Genomic DNA, 17,325 nt, shown 5'->3' on the forward strand with positions numbered 1-17,325 from the left:
AAGGAGTCGACTATGAAACTCATCGCCACAAGCCTGTTTACCGCTCTCGGTGCCGCGGCGCTCTTCACCGCGGTAGCCGCGAGCGCCGAACCGGAGCGGCCAGCCAACTGCACGGCGGCCGACCTTGCCGGAGTCTCGGCGGGCGTCGCCGCGTCCACCTCGAGCTACCTGTTCACCCATCCGGACGTCAACGAGTTCTTCACCGGTCTGCAGGGGCGTCCACACCCCGAGGTGCAGAGCACGGTGAAGAGCTACATGGACGCCAACCCGGAGACGGCCGCAGACCTGCGAGGAATCCGGCAACCGCTCGTCGATCTACGAGACCGCTGCCAGCTGCCCGCCGCACCGCAGGTACAGCCGTGAAGCGCCTGACGGTAGCGGCGCTCGCGCTCATCCTCGCACCGGCCTCCCTTATCGTCATCGCGCCGAGCGGCACCGCCAACGCCGACGTCTGCGTGGGAGCCGGACGACGGGTACAGGTCAGCGGCTGCGCCAACGTCGCCGATGCGGTGCAGCCGTACGTACCTCCCCCGGCGTACTACGCACCCATGCCGGAAGATCCTCCGCCGCCACCCGGGGTCAACGCCTGCGTGCACTACAACGGCCGCTGGGTGAGCGCTGGAGGCTGCAACCCCTAGCCGTCCTGGGCAGCCCCTAGCTGTCCGTTTTGATGCCGGCGATGTACTCGACGAGGGCCGAGTGCAGCCGGTGCTGGCCGAAACCGGCCGCCGGATCAGGCCGCCAGAAAATCGGCAGTTCGTTCTTTTCAGCCGCGTGGTGGCACTTGATCAGCAGCTCGTCATTCAATGGTTCGACAGCCTGGTGACTCAATGCTGATTTGAGTTCCTTGGGCAAGGCCTTCCAAATTGCTTCCGGATTCAGATCCGCGCTCACTCAGTACCTCTCACTCTTGCCCCGGGCGCTGACCAGCACCCGGAAGTCGTTATCCCCGAGCAGAAATCTCCGTTGCGCTGGCTGCTGGAAGCCGCGGGCATGATCACTGCGCCTGCGCACTAATGCCCGCTCCAGCCAGACTCACCTGTGTGCCAGTGTCAGTCAGCGAGTCGCGCAGGATAATCGCCGACGGCTCGGCTCCAGCGGGAACGTCGAACGCTATGGACGCAACAACGCTGTCGCCCGGACCGAGGTCCGCGCCGAGCAGGGGCAGTGAAGCTTCCCGGTCTGCGCCAAAGGTTTGATCGCCCACAACAAGTTGCTGCATTGCCGGCTCAAACCTCTCGCCGTCGGCACCGTCATTGACTACACGCACACCGACCAGAACATGGCCGACCTGCACAGTCTGGGGCAGTCGAGGATCGCCCAAAGCGTCAGACACCGTCACCTCAGTCACAGCGATGGCTAACTGGCCTGACCGCGCCTCGCGGCCCAGGTCTGCCCGGCCGTCGGGTTCAACCGGGGCAACATCAGGAACGAGTGCCGACCGAGGGTATCGAGGGTTCCTGCCGTCTTCAATACCGGCCAACGTGGCAATAACAAGAAAGATGGCGATAACGCCGCCAAAAATCATCGGTGCAGCAGGGAAATTGCTGCTCAAATGATGGCGGGCGGCGACACCATTCTGGCCCTCCAGCGAAGGTTGAGTCACAGCATAAGTCCTTTACTCGGGGTAGCGGCGCAACAGCTGAAACACCCGCTGTGTTGATGACAGGCTAATAGTACGCAGGGTCTATCGGCATCGCAGAACGTTCGTTACCGGACGACAGCCGGCCGCTGCGAGGAAATACTGATAGCTCTCAACGCCAAACACCGTCAAGCTTTGCTGATACAGGGATTCCCGCTGGTACAGGCGCCGAAAGCAGAGACGATGGCGACGGGCGACCGATGAGGACGCCCAGGTTGGGCAACCAGTTTGCCGCTGAAAATCCACCGGCACACGGAGATGTAGGCAGCGAAGATGGGGTTGGTGCGGCCGGTTACCTGGTCCGTCCGCACCGACGTCGTGTTCAGCCGTACTGGGCGGCGAGCTTACCGATCACTCCGGTGAACTCCTCCATGGTTCCGTCAAGGATGTCCTTGACGGACTCGACCGCACCGATGCGCCCGGCGACCTGACCGCCGAGCGGTATGAAAGTGTCCATATCGCCCCCGAAGTAGAGGTCCAGCGGATTCCCCGTTTCCATGAGCGACACCAGATCTTGTCGTTCCATCTCCTCGGTGCGCGCGCTGCGCAGCGCGCGCAGGCCCGGCTTGGTCAACCGGTTGAGCAGCACGGTGTCGGTCTCTCGGGCGGCGACCACCGCTGCCTTCCAGTTGCCGTGGATGGGCGACTCGGCGGCCGACATCATTCGGGTGCCCATCTGCACGCCCTCGGCACCGAGCGCGAACGCCGCAGCCATCGATGCGCCGTCGCAGATGCCTCCGGCGGCGATGATCGGGACGTCGACCTGAGACCGCACGAGTGGCAGCAGCACCATGGTGGAGGCACCCTTCGGGTCTTTGAAACCACCGCCCTCGACACCTTCCACCACCAGTCCGTCGACTCCGGCGTCGACGGCCTTGAGCGCCGCGGCCAACGTCGGGACCACATGAAAGACGGTGAGCCCATTGCCTTTCAGGATGCTGGTGTACTTGTTCGGATCCCCCGCGCTGGTAGTCACGAACGTCACACCCTGATCGATGACGAACTGCGCGATGGACGGATCACGCACGAATGCCTGGGCGATGTTAACCCCGAACGGCTTGTCGGTGAGCTCGCGCATGGCGCGGATCTCGCCCTTGATGGCATCGAGCTCGCCGGAGCTGGTCTCGATGATGCCAAGCCCGCCCGCGTTGCACACCGCGCTTGCGAGCTGTGATCGCGCGATCCATCCCATCGGGGCCTGCACGATCGGCCGCTCGACACCCAACAGTTCCGTCAGCCGGTTTGTGATCACCCAAGGAAACCTACGCCGCCAGATAGGCCGATCACGGATTCCAACTGCAGGGTCGCGGAAACACCCTTCACGAGACGGACCCCGGTGAGTTGGCGAAAAAAAGACTAGGAATGGGAATCATGGCGACGGCTCGTTGGATGAGTGATTCCTTGCTGACGCCCGCTGGACGTTCTATCGCGATACGGAGCGCCAGGTGCAGCATCGCTCCCATACCAAGGTAGAGGATTTCGTCGACATCTTGGTCGGTGAGATCAGGCTCGCGTTGCATCAGTGCGTATCGCGCAAGGTGATAGAGCTGCTTTTCGATTCCGGGCACTATGTTGGCGTAAATGCCCAGCGGCACGTCGTTGATCATTGCGGTCAACACTGCGCCGTGGCTTTCTATAGCGTTGACGAGGGCGGTGAGGATGTGCTCGGCGCCGACGCTGGTTTCCATTGACAGCGCCTCCCCGATAGCGATCACCAAGTCGCGCATCGCAGCATCTTCGGCCCTGGTGCGCAGTGCGAGGATGACCGCGTCCTTGTCAGTGAAGTACCGGTAGACCGTTCCGATGCTCACATGCGCGTGCTTGGCAATCTTGTTAGTGGACGTTTCGCGATATCCAAGTTCTCCCAGAAGTTGAGCTGCTGAGTTCAGGATCGCCTCGATGGTTTCCTGGGAGCGCTTCTGCACTGGTTGGTGCCGCCGTGACATGGACATTTCCCCGACTCGTTAAGTCTCCGGACAGGCCGCTAAAAGTGAGTAGTAAATGAGTACAACTCACTTCTACCCTAGGTCATACGTCATCTGCAGTAGGCAAGAATTCGGTCTCAGCATTCCAGCCAAGCAGATGTTCGGTGCCCTACCGAGGCAACGTACCTAGACAAGGAGCCGCGGTTCTCATGACACAAGGATCCGATTCCGTCAGCTGCGATTACACATATCTACCTGGGATGGCGCTGCGCCCCATACCTCCGGCGAAGGCGGAATGGGACCCGATCTGGCGGTATTGCCGAGACTTCCTGTTCAGCGATTGGTTCGAGGTCCAAGACAAGGTGGCCTCCACGCCGCAGACCCGGCTGTTTGATGACCACATGTGGCAGGGCGATGAGCCGATGGATGCGGTGGTGGCCTCATTCCAGCGGATCGGGACGAGTGAAGGGCGGGCACTTTTTGAGCAGGCATTGCGATCGGGCGTTGACTCACTAAATGATCCTCCCGAGGAGCTGTTGCGCCTGTTCAAGGAGATGGAGCAGCTCCCAGAGTGGTTTGACCCGGTGAAAGCTGAACGGGGGCGCCAGCGGATGCTGGCGGTCTCGCTACCCGCGCAAGTCGGGACATTGGTGTTCGGACTATTCGACACAGTGCTGAACACGGACGTATCCCTGGCGACCGGGGCGAGTGGAAGGTTCCGTTACGACGGAGCAAACCGCACTGCAGAGACCATGTTCATCGTCTCCGAGGCGTACCGCGGAGCGGTACTGCCGGGCGGCGAAGGGTACCGGCTGGCGCTGCGGGTCCGGTTGATGCACGCCTTCGCCCGGCACGGACTCCGGAAAGCCTGGGGTGATGAGCACTATCGCGAACACGGCAACCCGATATCCAACGCGTCGTTGTGCGGTTTCTGGGAAGCGGCCTCAGCTGGGGTGCTGATCGATCACGCGATGGGCCGCACCTGCACCGCAAACGAGTACGACGATGTCTGGCATTACTTTTCGTACTGGTCATACTTGTTCGGGGTAAGCGAGCCGTTGCTCCCAGAGAACGGCATGGCGGCGTTGCGCAATTTTGACTATCTGATGGCGCGGTCGGGCCGTCCAGCGCCGGAGCGCGCGGAACTCATGAATTCGCTAATCACCAATTTTACGAATCTCTACGGATTGGAGGCTGCGCGCGGATGGCCATTTAGAGCGGGCCGAACGTTCAGCGCGTACCTGATAGCAGGTCTGGGCGTGCTCATCATGGGGCCTGAGACCACACGGCTGGCATTCGCCGACACAGCGTTCGAGAATATCGATTTCGCGCGAGCGGGGCGGTGGACACGACAGATTACGAAAATGGCAGCCTTCACAAGCAGCGTTATCGACCACGTTCCCGGAAGCGGCCCGATTCGCCGGCGTGTGCACGCCGAGACAGCCCTCTTGGGCAAGTTGATAGAAACGGCCGGACGCGCTCTTGCGAAGAAGAACAAGCTAAGCCTTGACTACAGCGCCCACGACAACGGCCACACCACCGCGCAGGACTTCCTCCGAAACCGTTCCGCCGCGGCAGCGCGCTAGAACCTGTACCTCCCTGTCGGAGCGGGGAGGCGAAGCAGCTCAGCCGAAGAACATGTTGCGCCGCCCGGCCAGCAGCCGGTACAGCGTCTGCTGGATGGTCTCGCGCACCTGGTCGGTGACATCGAACGTCACCATCGGGTCGTCGGCGGCCGCGTCCTCATATCCCTGCGTCGGGATGGGCGTGCCGAATTCGATATGCCACTTGGACGGCAGCGGCACCAGTCCGACGGGTCCGGCCGCCGGGAAAAGGGGGGTCACCGGGAAGTACGGCAGCCCGAACAGCCGGGCGATCACCTTGAGGTCGGCGATCATCGGGTAGATCTCCTCCGACCCGACGATCGAGCACGGGATGATCGGCGCCCCGGTACGGATGGCCGCCGACACGAACCCACCCCGGCCGAAGCGCTGCAGCTTGTAGCGATCCTTGAACGGCTTGCCCAGGCCCTTGTACCCCTCCGGGAACACGGCTGTCAGCTCGCCCGCGGACAGTAGCCGGTGCGCGTCGGCGGCGCAGGCCAGCGTATGACCGGCCTTTCGCGCCAACTGCCCTAGGAACGGTGAATCGAACACCATATCGGCGGCCAGGTTGCGCAGGTTCCGGTTACCGGGGCAGCGGTCGTGCACGGCCACCGACAGCATCAGCCCATCGAGGGGCAGCACACCCGCATGGTTAGCCACGACCAAGGCTCCACCGGTCGCCGGGATGTTCTCCACCCCGGTCACGTCCACCCTGAACCATCGGTTGAACAATGGCCTCAGCAAAGGCAATAACAGTGATTCGTTGAGATGTTCGTCGAACCCGAAATCGTCGACGGTGTAGTCGCCGCCCACCCGCCTGCGGATGAACTCAGCGACGGCGGCGATGTTGGCCGCAAGCTCGGTCAGCGACTCATCGCCGCCCACCTGTGCGTTACCCTGCGCCGCACGGATCTCATTAAGGTCATGGATCACCGCTGCGGTATCTGTTGCCGACGTATCGTTGGCCAACGATGACGGGTGCCGTCGCCCAGCGTCGGCACGCGCCTCGGCTCGGCGAGCGCGTGCAGCATGGCGTTCCGAATTAGCCTGCAGTTGAATGACTTTCGCCTTTGTCTCACCGGCCATGCTTTTCACCTCCACCCTATTTCTACGAACTGATCTTCTGCGCGAGAGCGACCGCGCGATCTCCCAATGAGCGTACCCACTCCGGCTCGATAACTGGAGTGATCCCGCGACCCCGAACGTAATCTCCGAAGGCTCCGATGGTCGTCCACTTGGGCTGATACCCGAGCTCGGTCTTCATGCGCGTGTTGTCCACCGCGCGCCCGTACGCCAGCCAGTCCCGCTGTTCGGCGCTCAGCTCGGTGTAGCGGGTGCCCTTGGTGAAGGAGGCGATGGCCGATACCGCAAACGACGGCACAGGGATGCCGAGCTGGCCGGAGCGCCGTACTGCCTGCGACATCATCATGACGCCGTCGGCCGCGACATTGAACGTTCCGGACTTACCCGCCATGGTGGCCCGCTCGAGCGCGCCCAGGGCGTCCTGCTCGTGTAGCAGCTGCAAGCGGGCGTCACGTCCGATCATGGTCGGAACCACGGGCCCCGCCAGGTACCGAGCCAACGCGGTATCCATACCGGGGCCGATCAGATTCGCAAGCCGCAGGATTGTCACTGCGAGGTCGGGCCGTCGGCGGCCCAAGCCGCGCGCGTAACTCTCGATGTCGATGCTGTCACGCGCGAACCCGTCTGCGGGTGGGCGCCGTGCGCTCATCTCCTCGGTGAACATCACCGGATCACGGCCACTGGAGCCGTACACCTGTGAAGTGGACTTCACGATCAGCCGCTGCACGGTGGGTGCCTTCTGGCAGGCCGCGAAAAGCTGCATCGCGCCCATCACGTTCAATTCCTTGAGCGCAGCGCGTCCACCCGAACGTGGCGAGTACGAGGCCGAGGCGGTATGTACCACCGTGTCGACCTCGCCGTTACGGATGACCTTGGCAATGAACGGGTTGCGAATATCGGCCCGCACAAACTCGGCCCGACCCATCCTGCGCAGCAGGTCCTTGCTCGGCGCCACCGCATCCACCGCGATAACGCGATTGATCATCGGATTCTGGACCAGGCGCGCGGCCAGGTAGCCCCCGAGGAATCTGCTGGCACCGGTGACCAGCACCACCCGTGGGTAGTGCAGATTGGTCTCGCCAGCGCTCACGGACGAAGCTTATCCATCAATGCGGCAGTGGGCATCCGGAGCGGATGCCCACTAACACAGCGTTTACTTGCCGAGTTTTCTGCGCTGAACGCGGGTACGACGAAGCAGCTTGCGGTGCTTCTTCTTGGACATACGCTTACGCCGCTTCTTGATAACTGAACCCATGAACTCCTGCTAACTACTTTGAAATCGTCTTTACGGTGGGCGGTGCACAGCGGCTGACGCCAGCCGTACACAAGCGCCCTAACCCCTCAAGGCTAAAACCAGGGTGCCGTGCGACTCTACCCGCTACGGCCCCTCGTCAGGAAACCGGCCGAGTGGCGAAGGGCGCCCCCGGCCGGTCCTACTAGTCGGCCGACTACCCGGCGTCGAAGTAGGAGGCCTGCAAGAGATCGTTGACCGCCTTGGCGTGCACACGGAACGACCGGCCGACCCGCACCGCGGGCAGCTCTCCGTTGTGCACCAGTCGGTAAACAGTCATCTTGCTGACGCGCATCAGCGCGGCGACCTCGGCGACGGTGAGGAACTGCGCCTTCCCAGGTTGGCCAGCAGCGGCCGCGTCCCGGCCCGGCTTGGCGCCGGCCCCGTCGCGTCCGGATGGCCCGTTGATTGACGTCATCGCATACCCATTTCCCTTGGCACATGTCGTGCCGCCAATCTTCCCCATCGGCGGTACGGACACGCACGTGCTAGAAGGAGAATAGCGGGACCAGTGGGGTTACTGATACCCGTGTGGGCTAATTGATCAAGATTTGGTTAAATTACTCTGATGTGATTCCCAGCTGCTCGGAGCGTGTTTTTGCGGCATCGACGGCCGCATAGACACTTGCCCGCAAACCTCCGCGTTCCAATTCACGCAGCGCAGCGGCGGTAGTGCCACCCGGCGAGGTAATCGTCGCGCGTAGCTCGGCAGCGGTCGTATCGACCTCGGTACGGGTCTGTAGTCCGGGGGCACGATTTTCGTCGGTTTCGGCCCGTTCGAGGAGCATCGCAGCCGATCCGGCCATGGTTTGGACAACCAGATCGGTGGCGACGGGCCGTGTGAGGCCCGAAGCGACCCCGGCATCGACCAGTGCCTCGACAAGCAGGAAGAAGTACGCGGGGCCCGACCCGGACAGTGCGGTGACGGTATCCATCTGCGATTCGGCGACCGTGATGACGGTGCCCACCGATTCCAGCAGTTCGGAGACCGCACTCAGCTGCTCGTCATTCGCGAACCGACCCTTCGCAAGGGCACTGACCCCGGCCCCGACAAGCATCGGCGCATTGGGCATCACACGGATGACCGGCGAGCCGGCGGCCAGTTTGGATTCGAAAAAGCTCGCTGACACTCCCGCGGCCACGGATACCAACACCTGTTCGGTCTCCCGGGCGTCGCCCTCGGCATCGAGTTTCGCCAGCGCGGCCGCGATCTCGGTAGTCGCGGACTCGACATCGGACGGTTTCACCGCGACAACGATGAAATCGGCGCCCTCGACGGCATCAGCCACCGTGCTGACCCGGATGGAGTACGCCTCAGCGAGCGCCTTCGCCCGGGCCGGGACCTTCTCCGAGACGACGATGTCCTTGGCTTGCCGTCCGGCGCGCAGCAGCCCGGAGATAAGTGCCTCACCGATATTGCCGCCACCGATAACCGCGATTCTTGACATGGCGACCAGCATGGCAGACCAGTTGGGGTGCCGGAAACGGCTTTCCGTGCGTGCACGAACGTGCCGTGAGTATGTGCGCGGAGATATGCACATCCGCCTCGGTTTGTGACTATTCGCAGAGCTCTGCCCATTTCATGGCGCACAGCCGGATACTCGGACTACAAGTTATGTATGTCACAACCGCAGCGTCGCAACGAGGCGAGGCCTGATTCTGCACCCCACCCCATCGATATCGACATACCCGATGGAGTGCACGGTTGGGCGCAACCAGAATTCGACCGAGTGGTCCAGAAGTTCGCCGCGTTGTACGTCGGCCGCGTAGGGGGCGGCGGGCTCTGCGTCTATATCGACGGCGAACCGGTGCTCGAGATCTGGGCCGGGGAAGCACAACCCGGCGTGCCCTGGACCCGTCACACCGCACCGATCATCTATTCGGCCTCCAAGGGTGTGACCGCCACAGTGATCCATCGTCTGGCCGACCGGGGACTGCTCACCTATGACGCCCCGGTGGCCCGCTACTGGCCCGAGTTCGGCACCAACGGCAAGGAAGCGATCACGGTACGGGACGTCTTGGCGCATAAGTCCGGGCTGTCGGCGCTGGCCCCGATCGCGTCCAGCCCAGAAGAAATCCTCGATCATGAGCTGATGGAGCAGCGGCTCGCCGCCGCGCCAGTCGGGCGCTACTACGGCAAGGCCGCCTATCACGCGATCAGCTACGGCTGGCTGCTGGCCGGGCTCGCACGGGCGATCACCGGCAAGGACATGCGCGAGCTGTATCGCACCGAAATCGCGGAACCCCTTGGAGTGGACGGTATTCACCTCGGCCGCCCGCCGGCGGGCTCGCCCACCGTCCCTGCCGGTATCTACGCGCAGCTAGCCAATGCGGTCACGATGCCGTTTCTGTCCCGCGGCCTGTCCATCGGCGCACGGGTCGTCGACGCCATTCCGGGTACACGGGGCGCCACCGGAGCGATCCACGTACCGGGGGCCGAACGGATCGTGGCCGACGACGGGCACGCCTGCGCTCCGATCTACGACACCCAGATGGGCGCGGGTAACGCCATCTGCACCGCACCCGCATTGGCCAAACTCTATGCCGCACTGAGTAATCGAGGAAGTGTAGACGGCCGCCAGCTGCTCTCCGAAGAAAAAACCGCTGAACTCGCCAACGGACGCGGGATCAGGCCCAACCTCCCCATCGCCCGCGATATCTGGGAACTCGGCTACCACTGCATCCCGGCACCGGGCCTCGTGGGCGGATTTGGACATATGGGTGCGGGCGGATCCACCGGGTGGGCAGATCCGAAGCGCCGCATTGCCATTGGGCTATCACAGAATCACCTGCTACTTCCCAACCCAATGCACAATGTGGCGTTTCCCCGGTTATGGGCGACGATCGTGCGGAGCATCCGCTAGGCGGTGGCCGCCAACGCGAGGCGATCCTCGGCCGCGAAGGTGTCCTCCAGTTGCAGTGGTGAGTAGTCGAGGTCAATCTCCCCCAGCGGACGGCCACGGGCGCTGCCGATCGTCCCGAATCGCCGCATCCCCTTGTCGGCGGAGTACTGCATGAATTCATTTCTGATGACATGGCTATTAATGACAGTTGACGAATAATCATTGCCTTCGCAGTTCAAATGCCGTAAATGACTAGCGGACAACAGCGGTGAGCGATGGCTATTGACGGCTATGTTGCGTACGTTTTGCGTATGTACATGGCGCAGGCGATAGGGCCTGATCCCGCCTTACCGCCGCACCCTTCTGTCACGATGGCTGTGGCCAAGTCACGCCAATGCGATTCGGGTTGTGCGCCAGCCGTTTTAGGCTGATGCACTCGCGGGGCTGAGCCACCCACATGAACTCGATAGGCGGTGCAATGCTTGGTCCCACAACGGCTTTGGATAGCTCCGAGGCCAACAACCAGGGAAGGTTTTGCAGGATGACCCCATCACGGTTAGGCATGCAGGAGGCTGCCGCGTATCTCGGCGGTGTACCGGAGAACACGATGCGGTATTGGCGTGCCACCGGGACGGGGCCGCCTAGTTATCGGCTAGGTCGGCGTTGCGTGTACGACGTAGTCGATCTGGAGGCGTGGATCGCCACCCAGAAGGCATCAACGGGACGCGGCCGGCCGACCTCATGAGCCATGTCACCCTCAGGCGGTGCCTCAACGTCCGGACGCAACACGCCGACGCACACCCTCTTGATTCGAATGGATGTTCGATCTATGTTGTGTTGGTCACGGCAGGTGGTGACCGGCTGAGGGGGTGGGCCGTGATGGACCACCGAACGATCAACGCTGTCGGGGGCCTGGCTCACCGGTGGGAAACACACGCGATGGATTACATCGACGCCCAAGGTATTGCTGATCTTCTCGGGGTCAGCGTTCATTCTGTCTGCGCACGTTCGGGCCAGCGGTGGTCACCATCGACTCCCTCGGCGAAGTACTGCCCCTGTTCGGGGCCAACAGCAACAACGCCGATGACTTCACCAAGGTCCACGCCACCGTAATCTCGCCTCTGGCCAAGGCCGGGGCCGCTGTACTCGCAGTGGACCACCTGCCCGGAAACGCCGACTCGCGCCAGTACGGACCCACCGGCACCAACGCGAAAAACCGTGCAGTAGGCGGTACCTCGGTGCGCGTCACCAACTCGCGCCCATTCGTCCCCGGCCAGGGAGGGGCAGCCACGCTAGAGCTGTTCAAGGACCGCCACGGCGGCATCCGCCAACACCTCCCGGCTCCCACCGGCAGCGGCACGAAGGCGGTCATCGGGACATACACGTTACCGGCGATGACGAAACCGGCGACCCGCACTACACCATCACCCAAGACGGCTCGGGACTCTCAGCAGCCAAATCAGGCCGCGACATGGAAGCGGACGTACTCACCCTCATGGAACTGCACGACGAAGAAACCAACGTAACCGTCAAAGTGGCCCGGATGGCACTCGGCTGCGCCAAAAACACGCGATGGAGGCAGTACGCCTACTCAACGAAATCAACACCGCCAGCGCCTAAAACACCGCAACCTAGGCCAGCTGTCCAGGCTGCGAGAATCACTCAGTGGCGGCGGAACTGGAGAGGGGCCGAACGTGAGCGGGAACGTGCGGCGTTGAAAGCCGCCTACGAAGACGGCGCGAGTATCCGCACCCTGGCTGCCGCTACCGGGCATTCGTACGGGTACGTGCACGACGCGCTCATCGAAACAGGCACCCAACTACGTGGACGCGGCGGGCCGAACAACCGCAACCCTGTCCCACCCAACAAGGCCAAACCGGCCTCCAGAATAAACGGCATCGCAGATTCGAACGCGGGCTTAGGCTGACGGCGTGAAATAGCTGCCATCTTGCACTGGGAAATCATCCGGAAAAATCGGGCATACATACGACTTACTGAAAAGTGCTACCAAAAAATCAAGCAGAGTACCGTCGAACTCTTCCCAGCGGTCATCTCTCGCCGCATTTATTACTATCGGCCACTTATTGGACTCGAAAGATTTATCGGTGAGCCAATAGATTGAGTCGCCATTATCAGTCGAAGCACACTTAAACAGTGACTCAATTGAGTAGGGTATCGTCTCGTTCGTAAGTGCGTGAAGCATTTCATGGTTGGCGGCTACCTGAGACGCAAGGTCGAGGAACTTATTGTCGTCTAGCGGTTGCATAACGTACAGGAAGTCATCGAAGTTGCCTCGACCATAGTGGTCGATGATCAACTGGTAGTCCCCAGGCGTTTCGAAACCAAGCTCCCTGTCCACAGCGATCCAGTCTTTCCGCTCCACATGTCCGGGAGGGGTGACCAAGACCGCGAATTCTTCGATTGAGGCCATACTCGCATCCTTTACTAACTAATTCCTAGACGCTGATTATCTTATCTGTTAAGTATCGTGACCGCCAAGTCAAACCCTTCACTACCTTTCGCAATTATTTGCACAGCCTCGGGCATCGCCTCAGCACCTCTGTAGAGAGGAGTCACGGCATAATCAATAATCTGCCCGCCCTCAACGGCTTTTGCAACGCTCATTTCAAAACCTCGCATCACCGGACTGTTCACAGGATTATTGATCAAAGTAACAAGGTTCTCCGATAACTTTCCCGATCCGCCGAGAACGTTCGCCAATAAGTGTCCTCGGGCATGTCCGGCAGCTTGACCACCAAACCCAGGCGGCACAGGAGTCCTCATTGCGTCACTGCCGGTCCTGATCATGTCGGGTGTGACTCGGGCGGTGATGCCGGTGGGTCGACCGAGGTTATCGACTCCCTGGTAAATGGCTTGTCCGCCCTGTTTGGTGACATCGGTGACGACCGATGTACCAATGGGTTTTGCGGGTAGAGGTATGTCGTCTGCGGCGCGGATGGCAGCTTCACCACCTCTAATGCCTTCGACGCCTTTAAGTCCTCTTCCTATCGCGCCCAGGCCGGGCACGATACTGATGCTGTCCAGCGCCAGGGAGGCTTTGTCCGCGCCTGATGCTTGGTCAAAGTTGGTGGCGGTGCGGATGTCGGTAGGAATGTCAGGGACGATCCCGTACGTGCTTTTGCTGAATTCAGACCATGCCCCCGAAAACTCCTGGGCCTTAGACGGTCCAGGCGGGTACGCCTGCCTGGACACGTTGTCCGGGAGTTGCGGTACCTGGATAGGCGACTGGCCGTTATTGACGAGCCGCTGATTCATCTGCGCCAAGGCAATCGTTTGATCGGTGAGCTCGCTGCGGGCATCGAACAGCGACTGCCCCTGCCGTTTCACATCATCAACACTGGGAGCATTCTGCGGGGACGTATAAGTTTGCGACGCCGAACGATCCACCAGAGCCTGCGCCGCCTTAACCCGTTCCTGGGCTTGGTTCACCAAATCAAGTTGTTTGCCCACCTGATCGGCCGAAGGAACAGGCTCCAGCAGCCCTCGCAGACTGCCCGCATCAGGATTCGGGTTTTGCGGCTGGGGGTTTGACGGCTGAGGTGGCTGCTGGGGTGCGCGGGTGGTTGTGTTGTCCAACGCCTGCGCACTCGGTGGCGGTGACTGCGACGGAGCGGACGGTGGCGTCGGTGGTTTCGGGACATCGGTGGGGCCATCCACGGCGGTAGCGGTCCCCGACAGTGCATCCGTGGCGCCCGAGGTGTCTGGCATGCCGGAGGTGCCGAGGCTGGAGACAGTGTTGACCGCACCGGCGCCTTGGGAGGTGAGCTGCGATCCTTGCCCCACGAGGTCGGTGATTTGTCCGGCTTGTTGGTTGAGCTGGCGGACCTGGTCCATCTGGGGTTTGAGTTGCGGGTTGGCATCACCGACCGCTTGCGCGGCTTGATCGGCTTCTCCCTGGGCGGTTTTCACGATCTGGGAGCCCGCGTTGATGGCATCGGCGGTGCCCTGCACACCCTGCGAAACGCCCTGCACCAGAGTGATGGCGTCCTGCGGGTTCACCGCCCCAGACTGGGCGCTAGAGGCCAGCGAGGCACCGGCCTGAGCCGCTGATCCGAAACCTTGGGCGGCCTGCCCGGACGATTCGCCGATCTGCTGCCCCGACTGCACATAAGTCTGGATATCGCCCGGAAGCCCTTGCACCGCTTGGGATGCATCCTGACCGAGCGCTTGCGTATCCGGGCCCTGCTCCTGCTCGTCTTGTTTGCGGCGGCGCGTCGAGGCCGCACCAAGTAGGAGCGATGCCAGATCCGTGGTGTCGGATTGTTGGTCGCGGTCCTGCTGCTCGTCCTTTTTGTCGTCTTTCTTTTTGTCCTTGCTGGGGGCCTTGGGCAGCTTCTGATTCCCGTTCTGCTTCTGCTGCCCCTGCTGATTTTGGAGTTGTTTGGTCAGGTCATCGATCTTCTGGCTGTCCTGGCCAGACTGCTGCTGTTGCTGCTGCAACTGCCGGGTCAGATCGTCAATCTTCTGCTGATCGGACTGGTTGGGCTGCTGGTTCGGCTGCTGCCCGCTGTTGTTCTGCGGTGGCTGGTTTTGGGGTGGCTGTTGGCCGGCATTCTGTGACGGCGGCTGCTGTTGTGGTGCGCCCTGGTTGGCCTGCCCGCCTTGCGATCCCGCATTGGTGCCCGAGTTGGTTTGTCCGCCTTGGGATCCTGGGTTGTATTCGGGGTTCGGCTTGCCCGGTCCCTGGGTGTACGGGGTAGCGTTTTGATAATCCGGGGGTTGAGTGCCGTGTGCGGGCTGATCCCACCCCTGCTGAGGACCCTGCTGTCCGCTGGACCCGTTAGCGCCGTTATTGCCGCTCGAGGGTGCCTGAGTGTTATAGATCGATATCGAGCTGTTTTGATCCATCGGCGGCTGATTGATGCCGCCCTGATAATCGGGCATCTGCTGCCCGCCCTGACTGGGCGGCTGGAACATTTGCCCACCCCCAGGCGGACCATCTAAACCGCCGCCACCGCAATCGGGTGGACATGCCGCATGGGCCTGCGGGACGGTGGCCGGAGTAAACCAGCCCAGACCGAGACCGCTTGCCGAGAACATCAATACCGCGATAACACCGGCTGTCGCAGTAGCTTTCTGCGAGGCATCCGTAGCCCACACGTACAGACCCGCCAGGCCTTCCCACCACCCCAGATTCGACCCGATCGCCCACACCAACGTGGCCGCGATCGCCGCCACAGCCGGAAGCACATCGGGGCCGGTGATCCACACATACAACCGGGGCGCGATCCCAGCGGTCAGCAGCACCAAACCCGCCGCGCCGCCGATCAACGCCGCCAGCAGCCCCGGATGCCACAGCTTCTCCTGATCGCCGGAGTCCTTGATGGCTAGTTGGCGATGCGCCCCAACATCTTCGGCGCCTGTAGCGCGGTCGCGTGCACCAAGCATTCCGGCATCGGACAGAGCATCTTTGGCCAGGCCGGTCAGGTACTTACCGCCGGTAAACAGGGCGGCTCCCGCCAGCACCGCCACCAGCATCTGCCCTACCCCAAGCAGCAGTGTCCAGCCGGGCTCTCCCGAAAGGTGTTGCCACCAGCTGGAGTAGCCGCCGCGCAGAGTCCACCACATACCCACGGCCCCGGCGATGAGCGCCCCTGACGCGCCCACCGCCTGCACCGGCTCAGACAAACGTTCCTTACCCGCAGCAGACACCGCCGCTACCACCGGCTTGGCGCCCCACATGATGAGCTTCACGCCACCTGCCAGGGCCGTCATTGCGGCCAGCAGCACCACGATCCACACGCCCCAGGCCGCAACATCGCTACCAGCCCGATACAGGCTGTGCAGACCGGCCACCGCCGCCACCACCAACACCGCCCCAGCGAAAACGGCAGCCACCCGACGACTGGTATCACCGGCAGGCGAGGGCTCTGCGACCGGTGCCGCCTGCGGTTCGCTGGAATGGGTTAGGTCGCGGCATGTCAGCACGTTTGTTGCCTCGGTCACATCACGGTCCACGGAACTCACCGACGGTTCACCCTCCCGACACCCGCAATCACGACATGCATTGCGACCCAACAATCAGCCCAGCATAAGCCAGGATTCAAGATCGCGTGAGAGTCGGTGGCAAACAATATTCACGGTGCCTGTTTCCATGATGGAGAGACCAAGATCCTTTCTGCCCCTACCAGCAGACGATCACTCGATCAACGTTATTCAATGTTGCCAAAACCCGCCTCATCGAGCCGACCTAGAGCGCGACGGATTCGGGACACCAACGATGTGTCGCCCCTTTCCGTCGGCGTGGCTAGCATCACGGCATGTCCGATGGGGTGTTGGGGGTACCTCCCGAAGAGTTGCAGAGGGTCTCGCGGCTGATCGCGGCCACGGCTGCGGGTTTGTCTTCTGAGCGGTCAACGCAGATCTTGTGCCACGCAAAGTATCCCGTGAGCGCCAGCATGCCTTCCACGACGTGGTTGTAGGTCACCGATGCGCGTACTTGCGCCGCTGGTGACGGGTCGGTGGCTAGCGTCCCGAGGGCATCGGGAAGCTCGTCGAAGAAGATCTCGCGATATGCCGGAAGGTCGTCGAGGTACCCGTGCAGATCGTCACGGACTCCGACCTCGTCGAGCCAGAGGCCGGAACACCTGCGTGTGCTTGGCTTCCTCAAAGGCGAACTGCGTCAAATACATTTCGTCGCCGAGTCGCCCCTCGGCGCGCATGGCCGTCATGAACGGCTGGATGTCCTGAGTCACCGATTCCTCGCCCGCGATGAACTGCGCGCACAGCCGGGTGGCGTAGTCGCGTTCACGATCCGTGAGCGAATCCCAGTCGGCGCGGTCGCGGGAGAAGTCGATATCGGCCGGATCCCAGAATTTCGCATTACCGCCGACGAACAGCTTGAGCGGCAGGGAATCCCAGTTGAGCCCTCCCGCCCGAAGAGATCCATAATCCGTGCGCGTCATGAGGGCCTCCT

18 protein-coding genes and 2 pseudogenes are annotated in these 17,325 nt (G+C 62.2%); 7 read left to right on the plus strand and 13 right to left on the minus strand.

Annotated elements, in window-relative coordinates; genetic code table 11:
- Positions 1-12 precede the first annotated feature (12 nt).
- Both AB0H22_RS04270 and AB0H22_RS04275 read left to right on the plus strand, forming a co-directional pair.
- A complete protein-coding gene (locus tag AB0H22_RS04270) occupies positions 13-363 on the plus strand; it encodes a heme-binding protein (RefSeq protein ID WP_358144998.1) in 351 nt (116 codons plus the stop codon).
- Complete coding sequence (locus AB0H22_RS04275) at positions 360-638, plus strand: hypothetical protein (RefSeq protein ID WP_358145001.1); 279 nt, start codon at positions 360-362, stop codon at positions 636-638. The genes AB0H22_RS04270 and AB0H22_RS04275 overlap by 4 nt, the downstream gene beginning before the upstream one ends.
- Positions 639-654: 16 nt before the next feature.
- On the opposite strand, the gene AB0H22_RS04280 is transcribed toward AB0H22_RS04275, so the two are convergent.
- From AB0H22_RS04280 to AB0H22_RS04295, 4 genes are all read right to left on the minus strand, one after another.
- Positions 655-894 (minus strand): hypothetical protein, encoded by a 240-nt coding sequence (locus AB0H22_RS04280; protein ID WP_180748837.1) that lies wholly within the window; start codon positions 892-894, stop codon positions 655-657.
- 103 nt (positions 895-997) lie between these two features.
- On the minus strand, positions 998-1,606 hold the full coding sequence (locus AB0H22_RS04285; RefSeq protein WP_358145003.1) for a DUF4352 domain-containing protein: 609 nt from the start codon (positions 1,604-1,606) through the stop codon (positions 998-1,000).
- A 358-nt stretch (positions 1,607-1,964) separates the two neighbouring features.
- Positions 1,965-2,894 carry a nitronate monooxygenase gene (locus AB0H22_RS04290; protein ID WP_358145005.1) on the minus strand — a complete coding sequence of 310 codons (930 nt, stop codon included), beginning with the start codon at positions 2,892-2,894 and terminating at the stop codon, positions 1,965-1,967.
- Positions 2,895-2,961: 67 nt separating this feature from the next.
- Positions 2,962-3,588, minus strand: coding sequence for a TetR/AcrR family transcriptional regulator (locus tag AB0H22_RS04295; RefSeq protein WP_358145007.1), 627 nt, complete (start codon positions 3,586-3,588; stop codon positions 2,962-2,964).
- A gap of 188 nt (positions 3,589-3,776) precedes the next feature.
- Here AB0H22_RS04295 and AB0H22_RS04300 point away from each other — a divergent pair, with 188 nt between their 5' ends.
- Complete coding sequence (locus tag AB0H22_RS04300; protein ID WP_358145009.1) at positions 3,777-5,153, plus strand: oxygenase MpaB family protein; 1,377 nt, start codon at positions 3,777-3,779, stop codon at positions 5,151-5,153.
- A 39-nt stretch (positions 5,154-5,192) separates the two neighbouring features.
- Here AB0H22_RS04300 and AB0H22_RS04305 read toward each other — a convergent pair whose 3' ends face one another.
- The 5 genes from AB0H22_RS04305 to proC form a co-directional block, all read right to left on the minus strand.
- Entirely contained in the window at positions 5,193-6,257 is a 1,065-nt protein-coding gene (locus tag AB0H22_RS04305) for a lysophospholipid acyltransferase family protein (RefSeq protein ID WP_180748842.1), read from the minus strand.
- 22 nt (positions 6,258-6,279) lie between these two features.
- Complete coding sequence (locus AB0H22_RS04310; protein ID WP_358145011.1) at positions 6,280-7,344, minus strand: SDR family oxidoreductase; 1,065 nt, start codon at positions 7,342-7,344, stop codon at positions 6,280-6,282.
- A 63-nt stretch (positions 7,345-7,407) separates the two neighbouring features.
- Complete coding sequence (locus tag AB0H22_RS04315; RefSeq protein WP_003402602.1) at positions 7,408-7,509, minus strand: AURKAIP1/COX24 domain-containing protein; 102 nt, start codon at positions 7,507-7,509, stop codon at positions 7,408-7,410.
- 193 nt (positions 7,510-7,702) lie between these two features.
- The gene (locus tag AB0H22_RS04320) at positions 7,703-7,963 is read right to left on the minus strand and encodes a helix-turn-helix domain-containing protein (RefSeq protein ID WP_180748844.1); all 261 of its coding nucleotides are present in this window, start codon (positions 7,961-7,963) and stop codon (positions 7,703-7,705) included.
- Between the two features lie 142 nt (positions 7,964-8,105).
- Complete coding sequence (proC, locus tag AB0H22_RS04325; RefSeq protein WP_180748845.1) at positions 8,106-8,993, minus strand: pyrroline-5-carboxylate reductase; 888 nt, start codon at positions 8,991-8,993, stop codon at positions 8,106-8,108.
- 171 nt (positions 8,994-9,164) lie between these two features.
- Here proC and AB0H22_RS04330 point away from each other — a divergent pair, with 171 nt between their 5' ends.
- Positions 9,165-10,409: a serine hydrolase domain-containing protein gene (locus AB0H22_RS04330; protein WP_180748846.1), complete on the plus strand. Its 1,245-nt coding sequence runs from the start codon at positions 9,165-9,167 to the stop codon at positions 10,407-10,409.
- On the opposite strand, the pseudogene AB0H22_RS04335 reads toward AB0H22_RS04330, so the two are convergent.
- Positions 10,406-10,570, minus strand: a pseudogene (locus AB0H22_RS04335) (R2-like ligand-binding oxidase); the annotation flags it as partial. The gene AB0H22_RS04330 and the pseudogene AB0H22_RS04335 overlap by 4 nt on opposite strands.
- A gap of 359 nt (positions 10,571-10,929) precedes the next feature.
- On the opposite strand from AB0H22_RS04335, the gene AB0H22_RS04340 reads away from it, so the two are divergent.
- From AB0H22_RS04340 to AB0H22_RS04350, 3 genes are all read left to right on the plus strand, one after another.
- Complete coding sequence (locus AB0H22_RS04340; protein WP_358145014.1) at positions 10,930-11,133, plus strand: helix-turn-helix domain-containing protein; 204 nt, start codon at positions 10,930-10,932, stop codon at positions 11,131-11,133.
- A gap of 274 nt (positions 11,134-11,407) precedes the next feature.
- Complete coding sequence (locus tag AB0H22_RS04345; RefSeq protein WP_358145016.1) at positions 11,408-11,914, plus strand: hypothetical protein; 507 nt, start codon at positions 11,408-11,410, stop codon at positions 11,912-11,914.
- 131 nt (positions 11,915-12,045) lie between these two features.
- On the plus strand, positions 12,046-12,315 hold the full coding sequence (locus AB0H22_RS04350; protein WP_358146053.1) for a helix-turn-helix domain-containing protein: 270 nt from the start codon (positions 12,046-12,048) through the stop codon (positions 12,313-12,315).
- Here AB0H22_RS04350 and AB0H22_RS04355 read toward each other — a convergent pair.
- From AB0H22_RS04355 to AB0H22_RS04365, 3 genes and pseudogenes are all read right to left on the minus strand, one after another.
- Entirely contained in the window at positions 12,307-12,819 is a 513-nt protein-coding gene (locus tag AB0H22_RS04355) for a hypothetical protein (RefSeq protein WP_358145018.1), read from the minus strand. The genes AB0H22_RS04350 and AB0H22_RS04355 overlap by 9 nt on opposite strands.
- A 41-nt stretch (positions 12,820-12,860) precedes the next feature.
- Positions 12,861-16,376 (minus strand): DNA/RNA non-specific endonuclease, encoded by a 3,516-nt coding sequence (locus tag AB0H22_RS04360; RefSeq protein ID WP_358145020.1) that lies wholly within the window; start codon positions 16,374-16,376, stop codon positions 12,861-12,863.
- Between the two features lie 379 nt (positions 16,377-16,755).
- A pseudogene (locus AB0H22_RS04365) lies at positions 16,756-17,314 on the minus strand (R2-like ligand-binding oxidase); the annotation flags it as partial.
- Positions 17,315-17,325: the final 11 nt, after the last annotated feature.

This window comes from Mycobacterium sp. NPDC050853 (assembly GCF_040653875.1).
Lineage (GTDB): Bacteria > Actinomycetota > Actinomycetes > Mycobacteriales > Mycobacteriaceae > Mycobacterium.